Genomic DNA, 14,309 nt, shown 5'->3' with positions numbered 1-14,309 from the left:
TAAAAATATTTTCTGACACTGGTATGGAAATTCTGCAAAGCCGACATCATTAGCAAAACAGAAAATTATGAAAACATTATTGCTACCCCTAGTTCTGCTGATATTTATGGGCTTCCAGGAAAGCCATGCATCGGTTAAAGTAATTACAGGAACAGTGACCGATAAAACCTCAGGTCAGCCCATTCCTGGCGTAATTGTAAGTACATCGGGTAGTAAAAAATATGTAACGACCAACAAAGATGGTAAATACAACATTACTGTTGAAGATAGTAGTCAACAGCTCCATTTTTCTTATATAGGATATAAAACGCTTACCATAAAAATCAAAAAATCTACTGTCATCAATGTTAGCTTAGAACAAGATATTCAAACGCTGAACGAAGTAGTGACCGTGGGCTATGGCATACAAAAGAAAATGGCAATAACGGGCGCATTAGCTTCGGCTACGCAAGGCATTAGAATTAGAGGGGTAGGTAACCTGAATAAATCCTATTATCCAGCTGATCAAAATACAGAAAGCTATGCTTCCATTAAGGAAAATGGCTTTCAAAATCCATTTAAAAATCCACTATCGACCTTTTCAATTGATATAGATGCCGCCTCCTACAGTAATGTGCGTAGGTTCATTAACACTGGTAGTTTACCTCCTAAAGATGCAGTAAGAGTTGAAGAAATGATCAACTACTTTGATTATGAATATGCACAGCCAAAAGGTAGTGCCCCGGTAAACATTGTAACAGAAATTGCCGATGCCCCGTGGAATACAAAACACAAACTGGTACAAATTGGCTTACAAGGCAAAAAAATACCGACAGATAACCTTCCTGCCTCCAATCTGGTGTTTCTAATTGATGTCTCCGGTTCTATGAGCGGTCCAAACAGACTCCCATTGCTCGTTTCTTCCTTTAAATTACTAACCGACCAGTTACGCCCAATAGACAAAGTGGCTATTGTAGTCTATGCCGGGACTTCAGGTCTTGTACTACCCTCAACAGCTGGCAATGACAAAACTAAAATTAAAGATGCTTTAAATGCCTTAAATGCCGGTGGCTCAACTGCCGGAGGTGCAGGAATCGAACTGGCTTATAAAGTGGCGGGGCAAAACTTCATCAAAGGAGGAAACAACAGGGTAATCCTGGCAACAGACGGCGATTTTAACGTTGGTGCTTCCAGTGATAAAGACATGGAGAGCCTGATTGAAGAGAAACGTAAATCAGGCATATTTTTAACAGTCCTTGGTTATGGAATGGGTAATACAAAAGACAGCAAAATGGAAACCCTTGCAGATAAAGGCAACGGAAATTATGCTTACATAGACAATATTAATGAAGCAAGAAAGGTATTGATTAATGAATTTGGCGGCACCTTATTTACCATTGCAAAAGACGTTAAACTGCAAGTTGAGTTTAATCCGGAAAAGGTGCAGGCATACCGCCTAATTGGTTATGAGAACAGATTACTGGAAGACCGTGATTTTAATGATGATAAAAAAGATGCTGGTGAAATGGGTGCAGGACATACGGCAACCGCATTATACGAGGTTATTCCGACTGGTATCAAAAGCAGTTTTACCGGCGCTGTGGATGATTTAAAATATCAGGAAAATAAAAAACCAAAAACAGTGAGTAACAGTAAAGAAATGCTGACCGTTAAATTACGCTATAAAGATCCTGACGGGAGCTCAAGTAAGTTGATAAAAGAAGCTGTAACTGATCGTTCTGCTGCTTTTGAAAGCGCTAGTAACAACTTCCGCTTTGCAGCAAGTGTTGCTGAATTTGGAATGTTACTGAGACAATCAGACTTTAAACAGCAAGCCTCGTTTGACCATGTTATCCAAACGGCCTCACGAGCAATGGGCACAGACAGAGAAGGCTATCGTTCGGAATTTATTAAACTGGCAAAATCAGCAAAATTAATGGCCGGAGATTTGCTATCTTCGACTCAAAAATAAAAAAAATGAAACGCATAAAACTTGTTTACCCTACCCTCCTGGCTTGCTTTTTACTGACTAATTTCTCTGCACAGGCTCAGTTTAAAATTGGAGACATCTTTAAAAAAGCTACTGGCAGTGGAACAAATACAAGCGGAAAGCCGAGTACATTAGAGATCGCATCGGGGATAAAGCAAGCACTGGAAATAGGAACATCCCGTGGGGCAGACCTGCTTTCGGCTAAAGATGGTTTCATGGGTAACCTTGCTGTAAAGATTCTTTTCCCTCCTGAAGCACAAAAGGTAGAGAAGACGTTACGCACAGTTGGTATGGGTAAACTTGCTGACAATGTAATATTGAGCCTTAACCGTGCCGCAGAAGATGCCGCAAAAGAAGCTAAGCCAATTTTTATTTCGGCTATTAAACAGATGACCATTACTGATGCCACCAATATATTATTAGGCAGTCAGGATGCAGCGACCAACTACTTCAAAAGAGTAACCACTGCACAACTGATGGAAAAATTTAAACCGGTAATTAACACCAGTCTGGCAAAAGTAGGTGCGACCAAATACTGGGGAGATGCAACGACCCAATACAACAAACTTCCACTTGTAAAACCATTGAATTCTGATCTTTCCGACTATGTAGCACAAAAAGCCATTGAGGGCATGTTTATTCAGGTTGCACAGGAAGAACTTAAGATAAGAGATAACCTTGGAGCGAGGTCTACCTCGCTCTTACAAAAGGTGTTTGGCTATGCAGATAAGAATAAGTAAAATAAAAAGGCTACTTTTATACGGTAAATACTAACAACATAAAAGTATATTGGATTTTAAAGATTTTAATTTTAACCCCGAACTACTTGAAGGGTTATTAGCAATGGGGTTTCGTAATGCTACTCCAATCCAGCAGCAGGCAATTCCCCTTATTTCAGATAAGAAAGATTTAATTGCCTGTGCACAAACAGGAACAGGAAAAACAGGAGCTTACCTTTTACCCATCATGAATATGATAGCAGGTACAGAGGAGCGTCATAACAACACATTGATATTGGCTCCAACAAGAGAGCTTGCCCAGCAAATAGACTTGCAGGTTGAAGCACTCTCCTATTTTACCAATATCAGTTCATTAACGGTATATGGTGGTGGTGACGGCATCGCCTACGAGCAGCAAAAAAGATCTATGCGCGAAGGTGTAGATATCATCATCGCTACACCCGGACGGTTAATTTCCCATCTTTCGTCAGGTGTTTTAAAACTTGACCAGCTGAAACACCTGGTACTTGACGAAGCGGACAGAATGCTTGACATGGGTTTTTACGACGACATCATGAAGATTGTTAGCTATCTGCCCCAGGAAAGACAAACGGTGATGTTTTCAGCTACTATGCCTCCAAAAATCCGTAAGCTTGCTGCAACACTGCTGAATCATCCTGAGCAAATCAGTCTTGCCATCTCCAAACCAGCAGAAGGTATATCGCAACAAGTGTATTTGGTTCATGACGAACAAAAAGTTCCATTGCTCACCAGTCTGTTAAAAACAGATGATTACAAGAGCATTATTGTTTTCGCATCGACTAAAGAAAAGGTAAAAAACCTGGGTAAAGTATTCAGAAACCTCGGACTTAAAGCAGAAGCCTTTCATTCTGACCTTGGTCAAAAAGAAAGAGAAGGTATATTACTCAAGTTTAAAAACAGACAACTGCCTATCATTATTGGTACTGACGTATTAAGCCGGGGTATTGATGTAGAAGGTATTGACCTTGTAGTCAACTTTGATGTACCTCACGATGCGGAGGATTATGTACACCGTATTGGTCGTACCGCAAGGGCTGCCACTAAAGGCACCGCCATCACCCTGGTAAACAATAGAGACAAGCGCAAACTGGCCAGTATTGAAAAGCTGATCGAGAAGCAGATTGACAGAATGAGTTTACCTGAACATATTGGGGAGGCACCTGTAGAAGCAGCACTTGATCCGCTGGCACCAAAGCCTGTACGAAAAGCAGCGAATGGGAAGCCTAAACGCAAATTCTGGAAAAAGAAACCAAGTAAACAAACAGGCACTTAGCTTAAAACTCCGTAATTCAGTGGAGGGATAACCCACATTTTTGTATCTTTACTCTTATGCAGAATCTCCCTCCTTTAGCCGAACGTATGCGTCCACAAAACCTGGATGAATACGTAGGGCAACAACATCTGGTAGGACCAAATGCAGTATTAAGAAAGGCTATACAAAGCGGGCAGTTACCTTCAATGATTTTCTGGGGACCTCCCGGAGTAGGTAAAACTACCCTGGCTTATATCATTTCTCAAACTTTAGATAGGCCCTTTTTTAACCTTAGCGCAATTAATTCGGGCGTTAAGGACATCAGAGATGTAATTGACAGGGCTGCGTTACTTAAAGACAGCTTAATGGGTTTGCCTATCCTGTTTATTGACGAGATCCACAGATTCAGTAAATCACAACAAGACAGTCTGCTTGGAGCTGTTGAAAGAGGTTTAGTCACCTTAATTGGTGCAACTACAGAAAATCCTTCTTTTGAAGTCATATCAGCACTATTATCACGATGCCAGGTCTATATCTTAAAAGGTCTGAATGAAGAGGAACTTTCCGGCTTACTGCAAACTGCAATTAAGCAGGATGTTATACTCAAAGACAAAAAAATAAGCATAAAGGAGCATGAAGCATTGATCCGCTTGTCGGGCGGTGATGCCAGAAAACTGCTAAACGTTTTGGAAATTGCTATTAACGGTATCGGGGGCAATAAAATAACCCTAACTAATGAATCCGTTCTGGCACATGCACAGCAAAACCTAGCGCTGTATGATAAAGCCGGAGAACAACACTACGATATCATTTCAGCATTTATAAAATCTATACGAGGTAGTGACCCCAATGCCGCCGTTTACTGGCTGGCAAGAATGATTGAAGGTGGAGAAGATCCGTTGTTTATTGCCAGAAGATTGCTCATTCTAGCTTCCGAAGACATCGGAAATGCTAACCCCAATGCATTGTTAATGGCAAACAACTGCTTTCAGGCAGTAAACGTGATCGGATTTCCGGAAGCCAGGATCATCTTGTCACAAGCCGTAACCTATATGGCCGCTTCTGTCAAAAGTAATGCTGCTTATGAAGCTATAAATAAAGCACAGGCCGTTGTAAAACAAACAGGAAACCTACCCGTTCCGTTACATATCCGAAATGCCCCTACCAAGTTGATGAAAAATATAGGTTATGGAAAAGACTACAAATACTCACACGGATATGAAGGCAATTTTGCCGAACAGGAATACCTGCCTGATGAGCTGAGTGGAACAAAACTATACGATCCAGGAAATAACCCCGCTGAAGCCAAGCTAAGGGAGCAGTTGAAAAAGAACTGGAAAAACAAATACAATTATTAATATGCTTAGCATCTTTTTAAGCCACCAATGGAAAGCCTTCTGGCGTTCAAGAAATAAAGGTGCTAGTATTGCTGCACAAATTTTTCTGGGCCTTGCCGTAATCTATCTTCTTGTTTTAGCAATTGCCATAGGTATTGGGATGGAGTTGATTATCTCAAAAATGTTTCCCGACAAAGACGTATTCGTTATATTTAATGGCTTTATTCTTTACTACTTTGCTGTCGACTTCTTAATGCGGATGCAATTACAGGAGTTACCTACATTAAGCATTGTTCCTTATTTACACTTAAAAATCCCAAGACGAAAAATAGTTAGTTTTTTAAACATCCGGTCTTTATTTAGTGCCTTTAATATTTTACCCCTCTTTATATTTATTCCATTCTGCTGCACAGCTATTGCCAGTGTATATGGCTCCTTTCCAGCCATCATGTATGTTATTGCCATTCTTTCATTATGCGCATTTAACAATTACGTAGTGATGTATATAAAACGCCTGACCACACTTAGCGTAAAAGCAGTTATGGTTGTTGTACTCGTAATTGCCGCCTTAGCCTCACTTGAATATTTTAAAGTACTCTCTATTTCTGCAATTTCTAATATTGTATTTGACTTTTTAGCTGTCTATCCTTTAAGTGGATTAGGTTTTTCTACCGCAGCTATACTGGCATTTACGATAAACACGGCATATCTGCGTCGTAACATGTACACAGAAGAACTAAGTAGCGCTGTTGCAAAAAAAGTAAGCACAGACTATCCTTTTCTAGACAGGTTTGGCGCAACGGGCGTATTGGTCGCCCTGGAACTGAAATTAATCTTACGGCATAAAAGAACCCGATCAGCAATTATTATGAGCTTTTTTTTTATGCTTTATGGTTTCCTTTTTTACAAACAGGATTTGATAGATAAGGGCGAAATTAACATGCTGATTTTTGCAGCCGTTTTCATGACGGGCAGCTGTATCACTATATACGGACAGTTTATGTTCGGTTGGCAAGCCAGTCATTTTGATGGTTTAATGGTTAACAAAACCAATCTAAAGAACTTTATCGCTGCTAAATTTTTACTTTTTACCATCATATCGACCATCGTCCTGATCGTAACAAGTTTGTACGGCCTTATCAGCTGGAAAGTGCTCTTCATTCAAATTGCTGCCTATTTTTACAACCTCGGTATTGGAGCAGTTGTTGTGCTTTATTTTGCGACATGGAATTCGAAAGCTATAGATTTAGGCAAAAGTTCTACGTTTAATTATCAGGGGGTAAGTGCTTCACAATTCGTATTGATAATTCCTTATTTCCTTATCCCTTATCTTTTTTATTTCCCATTCTCTTATACAGGACATCCATATTGGGGTGTCGCATTTTTGGGCTTTGCCGGATTGATAGGATTATTTACACGCAAATACTGGATCAAATTCCTCGCTGAGGCATTGAACAAAAGAAGATATAAAATTGCCGAAGGCTTTAGAGAACGTTAATTAAAGAACCACCCCCATAGAGAACAAATATGATCTTAGAAATTACCGGTTTAAAGAAGATTTATGACAACAAAACGGTTGTAAACATCAGTGATTTAAAAATTTACGCGGGAGAAACTATTGGATTGGTTGGAAACAACGGTGCAGGAAAGACAACCCTCTTCAGAATGCTGCTTGACTTGATTCGTCCCACTCAGGGCCATGTATTTTCCAAAGGAGAAGATGTTTCTGGTAATGATCGGTGGAAAGATTATACGGCGTCATATCTGGATGAAGGATTTTTGATAGACTATCTGACTGCAGAGGAGTATTTTATATTTATTGGCAGTCTGCACAATTTTAGTCAGGCACACGTGATGGATTACTTAACACAATACGACGAGTTCTTTAATGGAGAAATCATTAAAAAGGGCAAATATATAAGAGACTTTTCGAAGGGTAATCAAAATAAAATAGGAATAGCCGCAGCATTGATGCAGAAGCCGGAATTACTGATATTGGACGAGCCCTTTGCGAACCTCGATCCTACTACCCAGATCAGGCTTAAAACGCTTATAAAATCACTCAAAGAAGAGCAAAATATCACCACCTTAATTTCCAGCCATGATTTAAATCATGTTACCGATGTATGCGACCGGATCATATTACTGGAAAAAGGAATAATCATTAAGGATTTCAACAAAGACGAGAATACATTAAAGGAGCTGGAAGAATACTTTTCAGAATAAACAGGCACTGTATAGAATTATAGTCACAATAAAGTTACCGGCTCTGTTTTCCTGATATTCCAGCATCATCTGGCTTAGATTTTATGGAAGTGTTGTCCTATAAATCTGAAAGAAGGGCAAAAATCGGGAAACATTAAAACTTGGCATTAGGTTTGATTTATCTGCCATATAAAACAAACAATAACATTATGATGACTTCAAAATTTAAAATAGCAACATTCAGTATAGCATTATCCCTTGGTGCCATGGCATTTCAAGGTTGCGATAGTTTAACAAAAACACAAAAAGGAGCAGGTATTGGTGCTGCAGCGGGTGGTGTTCTTGGAGCAATCATTGGTAAAAAAGCAGGTAATACAGCTGTAGGCGCAGTTATCGGTGCTGCTGTTGGTGGTACTGCCGGTGGTTTTATCGGAAAAAGAATGGACAAACAAGCTGCTGAAATCCAAAATGCCATCCCTAACGCTGAAGTAATACGTGAAGGTGAAGGTATCATTGTTAAGTTCGACAGTGGTATTCTATTTGGTTTCGATAAAGCGGATTTAACTGCACAGGCAAAAACAAACGTAAAAACGTTAGCGAGTTCAATAAATCAATATCCTGGAACTGACATCAAAATCATTGGTCATACCGATAACAAAGGTACTGAAGCTTATAATATGAGCCTTTCTGAAAGAAGAGCAGCAGCAGTTAAAGCTTATGCAGTTTCTCAAGGCGTTCCGGCATCACGTCTGATCACTTTAGGTAAAGGTTTCTCAGAGCCAATTGAAGACAATTCAACTGAAGCAGGAAGAGCTGCTAACCGTAGGGTTGAGGTTGTTATCGTTGCAAACGATCAATTGAAAAACGAAGCGAAAAGCCAGGGAAAATAATTAAGAATATTTACATCCGCCTATAAAAAAGAAAACCCGTTGTACTATGTACTTCGGGTTTTTCACTTTTTAAACTTCGTAGATATCTTCGAAATATTGAATGGCCAATGATTTTAGCAGTAATTCCTGCTCCATCATTGCAAAAGAAGGAACGGGTTTCACCAATTTCCAATGCGGCCAGCCATCCTGATCCAAGCCCTCAAGTTCATAGAACCCCATTTCGCTTAACAAGCGACAGGTGGCGATATGCATGAGTTCTTCTTTTTGACGCTTACTATATTTACCAGGGCCTTTACCCAGCTCTTGTACGCCTATCAAAAAGAGTATTACTTTTAAATCTGGAATATCCGATTCAAACTCCTGTGCTATCTTTTGTTGCAAAATTTTCCATTTTGCATGTGTTTCTGCAGGCTTCATAATACAAAGATACAATTTCATGCCTCAGCTTTATGATAATAAATGAATGGCAATTCAAAGCTTATTGTTAATTTTATGGCTATGGAGAAAGCAATTGTAACGGGCTTACTGGCCTTTGGTATGTCGGGTAAAGTATTTCATGCACCATTTGTTGATGCGCATCCCGGGTTTAAATTTCATGCCGTATTAGAACGCAATCAGAAAAAAGCAGCAGACGACTATCCGGGGGTAAAAAGCTATGATAATTTTGAAGAGTTGATTTCAGATCCGGAAATTGAACTGGTTATCGTAAACACACCAAACTTTACACATGCCGATTATACCAGAAAATGCCTCCTGGCCGGGAAACATGTATTGGTTGAAAAACCATTCACACCTACTTCAGCAGAAGCGAAAGAACTGTTTGAACTGGCCAGAACTGTAGGTAAAAAGATTTTCATTTACCACAACCGAAGATGGGACAGTGACTGCACCTCTATACAAAAGGTTGTTGAAAGTGGACAGCTTGGTCAGATTAACGAAGTTATTTACAGATATGACCGTTATAGAAAGGCTATAGGACCTAAAACCTTTAAAGAAGAACCACAACCGGCAAGCGGCCTAATGTACGATCTGGGACCTCACCTGTTAGATCAGGCAATCAGCTTATTTGGCAAGCCTAAATCTTTCTACAAAGTGCTGGGAAAACATCGGGAAAATACCAAAGTAGATGACTATTTCATGATTCATCTGGCCTACCCCAACGATCTCAACGTATTCCTTACCTCGAGCTTATTAGCTGCAGATCCTCAAAAAGCTTTTGTATTACACGGCTCGGCAGGATCCTTTGTTAAAGGGCGGTCTGATGTTCAGGAAGAACAACTGTTAAAAGGAATGAAACTAAGCAATCCTGTATATGGAATTGAGCCGCCTGAGAGCAAAGGACGTTTAACTATTATGGATGAACAAGCAGTCCCACAAGTTACCTACGTAGATTCAGAAAATGGGAATTACATCGGTTTGTTCGAAGCTGTTTATCAGGCAATCGTTCATAACATCGATTACCCTATAACCGAAGAGCAGATCATTACACAACTAGAGATACTTGAAGCTTAAGGAATGACGACCATCCTGTTTATACTCATTCCCATATTCATAATTGTTGTTTATTTTATTCTGAGGGGTAATTCATCAAGATCAGAAAAGCTCAGTGAACTTACAGAATCAGATCGTAAGCTCCTGATGGAATATGTACATTTTTACAGGCAACTAGATACCGAAGATAAACAGAAATTTGAACATAGGATAATGGCATTTTTAGCTTATGTACGCATTGAAGGCGTGGGGATAGCTGTTGAGTCTATTGATCGGTTATTAATTGCATCAAGCGCCATTATACCCATATTTGGCTTTGAAGACTGGAAGTATAAAAACCTTTCCAGCGTTTTACTCTACCCAGATACTTTTAATAAGGAATTTCAATTTGAAGGTGGCGAAAGAAGTATCCTGGGGATGGTGGGCGAAGGCTACATGAACGGGCAAATGATCTTATCACGCTCTGCTTTATTACAAGGTTTTGTTAACGCTTCAGATAAAGAGAATACAGCCATACATGAGTTTGTACATTTACTGGATAAGTCGGATGGGGCGACTGATGGTGTACCAGATAACCTGATGAAACATGAATACACAGTACCCTGGGTAAAAATGATTCATCAGGAAATGCAGAACATTGAAAAAGGTAAATCTGATATTAATCCATATGCCATTACCAATGAAGCAGAGTTCTTTGCTGTGGTATCTGAATATTTTTTCGAAAAGCCTAAACAGTTAAAAGCAAAGCATCCGCAGCTGTATCAGATATTATCTGATACATTTTTACAGGACCCTGCCAGTAAATAATTTACAAGCTACCTAAAAGTGCAACAGCAAACTCCGTTGGTATTTCTATATGAGGAATATGCCCACAGGCATCAAACTCGATTATTTTAGCTCCTGGTATTTTTAAAGCAGTTTGTTTTCCTAAAAATCTGTACTGCCCATACAAGGCCTGCTGATCTGGGCTAAGTAATCCCTTACCTACAATTGTTTTATCTTCTTTCCCAATAAACAAGACTGTTGGCACCCTTATATTGATAAACTCATAAAACACAGGCTGCTCGTATATCATGGTATAAGTCATAGCTGCTACCTTTGCTGACCTCGGGAAGTCGGCACTATTGGTTACCCCTCCCGCTATACGCACCAATTCTTCATATTCCGGTTTCCATACTGTAAAGTAGGAACTCTGATAGTATTTCCTAACGCTTTCAGCTGTCGCCTTCAACTCATTGGCATACTGCTGTTCAGTAGTCACGTAAGGAATAAACCTGCGGTAATCTTCTAAGCCTATAGGATTTTCCAGTAAAAGCTTTTCTGTCTTTTCCGGATACATCAAGGCAAATCTTGTCGCAAGCATCCCTCCCATTGAATGACCTAATACACTTGTTCTCTGTATGCCAAGTGCATCAAGCAGAGCTTTATTCCAGGCCGCCATTTGATGGAAGCTATAGTGGATAAATGGCTTGGAGGATTTACCGAAACCAATCTGATCCGGTACAATTACCCTAAATCCTCTCGCCGTTAATGCCTTTATTACTCCAGACCAATAATAACCTCCAAAGTTCTTGCCATGGAAAAGCATCACAGTCCTGCCATTAGCCAGCTGGGTAGGTGCAACATCCATGTAAGCCATACGTACATCCTGTCCTTCAACCGATATAGGAAAGTACTTAACAGGGTAAGCATAAGGAACATTTTCTAAAGTAATGGATAAGGTGTCAGCCTTTTGTGCATGTGCAGTAACAGCTGAAGCACAAAAAATAAGTAGAGATAGAGATATTTGTTTAAACATAGGTCGTTTTTGAGTCAACAATAATAGCTAGTGAAAGTTCTAAACTTACACATAATTTATTTTTTGAAGCACATTTAGACCAAAGATTGATATTTAAAAAAGTTCAGACAAGTTGAACGCAAATACCTTAAGTAGGATTCAATAAATGATACATACTAAAGACATTTCTTCACAAATGCCTTTAGTATGTATCATGAAAAAGCTGTTACAAAAACGGAACAGCAATACCAAAAGTAACATTACGTCCCGGGTTATAAATACCCGCTGGCTTATACCTGCTCAAATGGTTATAATATTCTTTGTTTAAAAGATTTTGGCCGGTTACCCAGATATTAAATGACCCTTTTTTGGTGGCAATACTTGTCCCGATACCTGCATCCAGTAAGGTATACCCATTGGTCTGCGTTTCAAAACTATCAAAACGTGCCTGCTTAAAGGTATTGGTTACCCCCACCTTAACATAGGTATCAGCCAGTCCCTTCACATTAGGCTCAAATCGGATTTCGTTGTTAATGCTTGCCGCAGGAATAAAAGACAATGCCAGATCTGTAGCACGATTTACGCCCTTGGTATAAGAAAAAGAGTTTTCAAAGTGCAATGATTTGATCAGGTGAAAATCGACAGAGGCTTCTCCTCCAAATAAATCAGCATTGGTTTGAACATAGCGATACACTGGTAAAGTTTCAATACTTCCATCTTCATTTTGAAAAGGCATAGTTTCATCATTAAAATTACCCGGATAAATATAATTAAAGATCCTGTTCGCATAGGCATTCAAACCAAAGGTTACACTTTCCGCTGTATATTCCAGTCCCAGGTCAAATTGCATACTCGTTTCCTGCTTTAGGTTATTATTTCCGATTTCGTATCGGAATGTACCTTCATGCCGGCCATTAGCGCCAAGCTCCGCTATATTAGGTGCCCTAAACCCTGAGCCTGCATTGCCTTTAAGCACCAGGTTTTTCGTAATTTCAAAAGCAAAACCCAATGATCCGGAAAGGTTAGAAAAGTCATTACTAAAACCAGTAAAAACATTTTCTCCATCAAAATTCAGGCCCTTACCATTAACCTTTTTATAATCATAACGCAAGCCTGCATTGATTGCTCCCCTGGAAAAATTACGCTTCAAATAAACAAAGGCGCCAATATTGTTACTGTTATAATCTGGAATAAGGAATTCATCACCGCTATTTTCATTATCCTGATACATCCCCTGAAGACCAACAGCAGGCTGCCACTGACCAAAATTAGGGAAGTTATATTTGACATCATAGGTATAGGATTTAAGATTGAGGTTTAAACCGGGCTCCTGTACACTTTCTTCAAACTCCTTCCGGATATTGCTTTGAAAAGCAAACACAGTTTTCAATTGTCCTTTCCCTAAAATAAAGTTACTATTTAAAGCAGTTCGATAATGCGTGATATCCTGAAATGGCAGGTTCAGCCTTCTTTCTTTAGCTTCCGATTGTGTAATAATTGCCCCCTCTTCATTCAAGTAGTAACCATTAGCATCCGGCCCTTCTTCTACCAAACCGATATTGGTATGAAAGCGGGAAAATGTAAGATGAGAATAGCCCCAGCTTTTATTTAACCCAAGCATCCCATTAAAATTAAGTTCGTTGAAACCTGAATTGGGCACTGTGGTGTTTTTGTAGCCAAAACCGTATGCATTTTTATAAGAGGCACGTCCGCGATACACAAAACCATCATCATTACCCTGCAACATTAAAGAAGAAGCTGCGAGACCGTTATTGGTACTATATGTGGAGTTAAATGTTCCATTATGGACACCTGGAGCAGGCACCAGATCATCAATCACATTGATTACCCCACCTAATGCATCAGAACCATAAAGCAAACTTGCAGGGCCTTTTAATATTTCAATTCTGGCTGCTGAGAATTGGTCTACCTCAATGCCATGCTCATCTCCCCATTGCTGCGATTCCTCTCTTGCCCCATCAACCATTGTTAAAACTCTATTGTAGCCAAGTCCTCTAATGATGGGTTTAGAGATTGCTCCACCTGTGCTTACTTGTGATACGCCGGGAGTTTTAGCAATCGCATCAACAAGGTTTGTTCCACCTGCCTGTGCAAGTTTCGTTTTACCTAAAGTAACAACCGACAAGCTATTTGTTTTATTATTTGAACTGAATGGGGATCCTGTGATTACCACTTCGGCACTTTCGACAATTGAGGGCGACAAGGAAATAGTCAGGTTATGCTGACCTGCTAAGTCTACTACTACCGAATAGGTTGTGTAACCCACATAACGTACTTCAAGTAAAAACTTGCCTTTTGCAGGCACATTTTTTAAGATAAACTCGCCTTGATTGTTGGTGGTGGTAATTGCTTTTAAATCTGTAATGTAAATGGTTGCCCCTATCAATGGGGTATTTGTTGTCCCGTCTACAACTTTTCCCCTGAACTGGGCAACTTCGGAAGCAAAATTCAGCATGGGAAAAAATAGGTATAACGATATAAATAGTAAAAGATGTACTCTTTTCATTTGAATAAAATAAATAACGGACCCCGTATGAAAACACGCCGGCCCATATTAGTAATAATTGAGAAATTGACAGGTATGAAGCCTGCGCTTCGGATTTTTA

General features: G+C 39.6%; 12 protein-coding genes. 9 read left to right on the top strand and 3 right to left on the bottom strand.

The features are described from left to right. The first annotated feature begins 67 nt into the window (after nt 1-67). From R2Q84_RS12785 to R2Q84_RS12755, 7 genes are all read left to right on the top strand, one after another. Nucleotides 68-1,951, top strand: coding sequence for a vWA domain-containing protein (locus tag R2Q84_RS12785; protein ID WP_316816938.1), 1,884 nt, complete (start codon nt 68-70; stop codon nt 1,949-1,951). Between the two features lie 5 nt (nt 1,952-1,956). Continuing rightward, nucleotides 1,957-2,709 carry a DUF4197 domain-containing protein gene (locus R2Q84_RS12780; RefSeq protein WP_316816937.1) on the top strand — a complete coding sequence of 251 codons (753 nt, stop codon included), beginning with the start codon at nt 1,957-1,959 and terminating at the stop codon, nt 2,707-2,709. A 49-nt stretch (nt 2,710-2,758) separates the two neighbouring features. After that, complete coding sequence (locus R2Q84_RS12775) at nt 2,759-4,003, top strand: DEAD/DEAH box helicase (protein ID WP_316816936.1); 1,245 nt, start codon at nt 2,759-2,761, stop codon at nt 4,001-4,003. Between the two features lie 56 nt (nt 4,004-4,059). Next, the gene (locus R2Q84_RS12770; RefSeq protein ID WP_316816935.1) at nt 4,060-5,340 is read left to right on the top strand and encodes a replication-associated recombination protein A; all 1,281 of its coding nucleotides are present in this window, start codon (nt 4,060-4,062) and stop codon (nt 5,338-5,340) included. A gap of 1 nt (nt 5,341) precedes the next feature. Beyond that, nucleotides 5,342-6,817: a DUF5687 family protein gene (locus R2Q84_RS12765; RefSeq protein WP_316816934.1), complete on the top strand. Its 1,476-nt coding sequence runs from the start codon at nt 5,342-5,344 to the stop codon at nt 6,815-6,817. Nucleotides 6,818-6,846: 29 nt separating this feature from the next. Continuing rightward, nucleotides 6,847-7,545 (top strand): ABC transporter ATP-binding protein, encoded by a 699-nt coding sequence (locus R2Q84_RS12760; RefSeq protein WP_316816933.1) that lies wholly within the window; start codon nt 6,847-6,849, stop codon nt 7,543-7,545. Nucleotides 7,546-7,733: 188 nt separating this feature from the next. Beyond that, entirely contained in the window at nt 7,734-8,414 is a 681-nt protein-coding gene (locus R2Q84_RS12755) for an OmpA family protein (protein ID WP_316816932.1), read from the top strand. Nucleotides 8,415-8,483: 69 nt separating this feature from the next. On the opposite strand, the gene R2Q84_RS12750 is transcribed toward R2Q84_RS12755, so the two are convergent. Further along, nucleotides 8,484-8,831 (bottom strand): hypothetical protein, encoded by a 348-nt coding sequence (locus tag R2Q84_RS12750; protein WP_316817180.1) that lies wholly within the window; start codon nt 8,829-8,831, stop codon nt 8,484-8,486. A gap of 81 nt (nt 8,832-8,912) precedes the next feature. Between R2Q84_RS12750 and R2Q84_RS12745 the strand changes: the two genes are divergently transcribed. Next, nucleotides 8,913-9,926, top strand: a complete 1,014-nt coding sequence (locus R2Q84_RS12745) for a Gfo/Idh/MocA family oxidoreductase (RefSeq protein WP_316816931.1) — start codon at nt 8,913-8,915, stop codon at nt 9,924-9,926. 3 nt (nt 9,927-9,929) lie between these two features. Further along, the gene (locus R2Q84_RS12740; RefSeq protein WP_316816930.1) at nt 9,930-10,712 is read left to right on the top strand and encodes a zinc-dependent peptidase; all 783 of its coding nucleotides are present in this window, start codon (nt 9,930-9,932) and stop codon (nt 10,710-10,712) included. Nucleotide 10,713: 1 nt separating this feature from the next. Here R2Q84_RS12740 and R2Q84_RS12735 read toward each other — a convergent pair whose 3' ends face one another. Both R2Q84_RS12735 and R2Q84_RS12730 read right to left on the bottom strand, forming a co-directional pair. Further along, the gene (locus R2Q84_RS12735; protein ID WP_316816929.1) at nt 10,714-11,703 is read right to left on the bottom strand and encodes an alpha/beta hydrolase; all 990 of its coding nucleotides are present in this window, start codon (nt 11,701-11,703) and stop codon (nt 10,714-10,716) included. A gap of 205 nt (nt 11,704-11,908) precedes the next feature. After that, on the bottom strand, nt 11,909-14,158 hold the full coding sequence (locus R2Q84_RS12730; RefSeq protein ID WP_316816928.1) for a TonB-dependent receptor: 2,250 nt from the start codon (nt 14,156-14,158) through the stop codon (nt 11,909-11,911). Nucleotides 14,159-14,309 lie beyond the last annotated feature (151 nt).

Source organism: Pedobacter nyackensis (genome assembly GCF_032678475.1).
Lineage (GTDB): Bacteria > Bacteroidota > Bacteroidia > Sphingobacteriales > Sphingobacteriaceae > Pedobacter > Pedobacter nyackensis_A.
The sequence above is the reverse complement of the archived record's forward strand: the minus strand, read 5'-3'. Positions and strand labels throughout refer to the sequence as shown.

Coding starts and splice junctions, on each gene's coding strand:
- R2Q84_RS12785 (WP_316816938.1), top strand. CDS start 68: ATGAAAACATTATTGCTACCCCTAGTTCTGCTGATATTTATGGGCTTC.
- R2Q84_RS12780 (WP_316816937.1), top strand. CDS start 1,957: ATGAAACGCATAAAACTTGTTTACCCTACCCTCCTGGCTTGCTTTTTA.
- R2Q84_RS12770 (WP_316816935.1), top strand. CDS start 4,060: ATGCAGAATCTCCCTCCTTTAGCCGAACGTATGCGTCCACAAAACCTG.
- R2Q84_RS12765 (WP_316816934.1), top strand. CDS start 5,342: ATGCTTAGCATCTTTTTAAGCCACCAATGGAAAGCCTTCTGGCGTTCA.
- R2Q84_RS12760 (WP_316816933.1), top strand. CDS start 6,847: ATGATCTTAGAAATTACCGGTTTAAAGAAGATTTATGACAACAAAACG.
- R2Q84_RS12755 (WP_316816932.1), top strand. CDS start 7,734: ATGATGACTTCAAAATTTAAAATAGCAACATTCAGTATAGCATTATCC.
- R2Q84_RS12750 (WP_316817180.1), bottom strand. CDS start 8,831: ATGAAGCCTGCAGAAACACATGCAAAATGGAAAATTTTGCAACAAAAG.
- R2Q84_RS12745 (WP_316816931.1), top strand. CDS start 8,913: ATGGAGAAAGCAATTGTAACGGGCTTACTGGCCTTTGGTATGTCGGGT.
- R2Q84_RS12740 (WP_316816930.1), top strand. CDS start 9,930: ATGACGACCATCCTGTTTATACTCATTCCCATATTCATAATTGTTGTT.
- R2Q84_RS12735 (WP_316816929.1), bottom strand. CDS start 11,703: ATGTTTAAACAAATATCTCTATCTCTACTTATTTTTTGTGCTTCAGCT.
- R2Q84_RS12730 (WP_316816928.1), bottom strand. CDS start 14,158: ATGCTGAATTTTGCTTCCGAAGTTGCCCAGTTCAGGGGAAAAGTTGTA.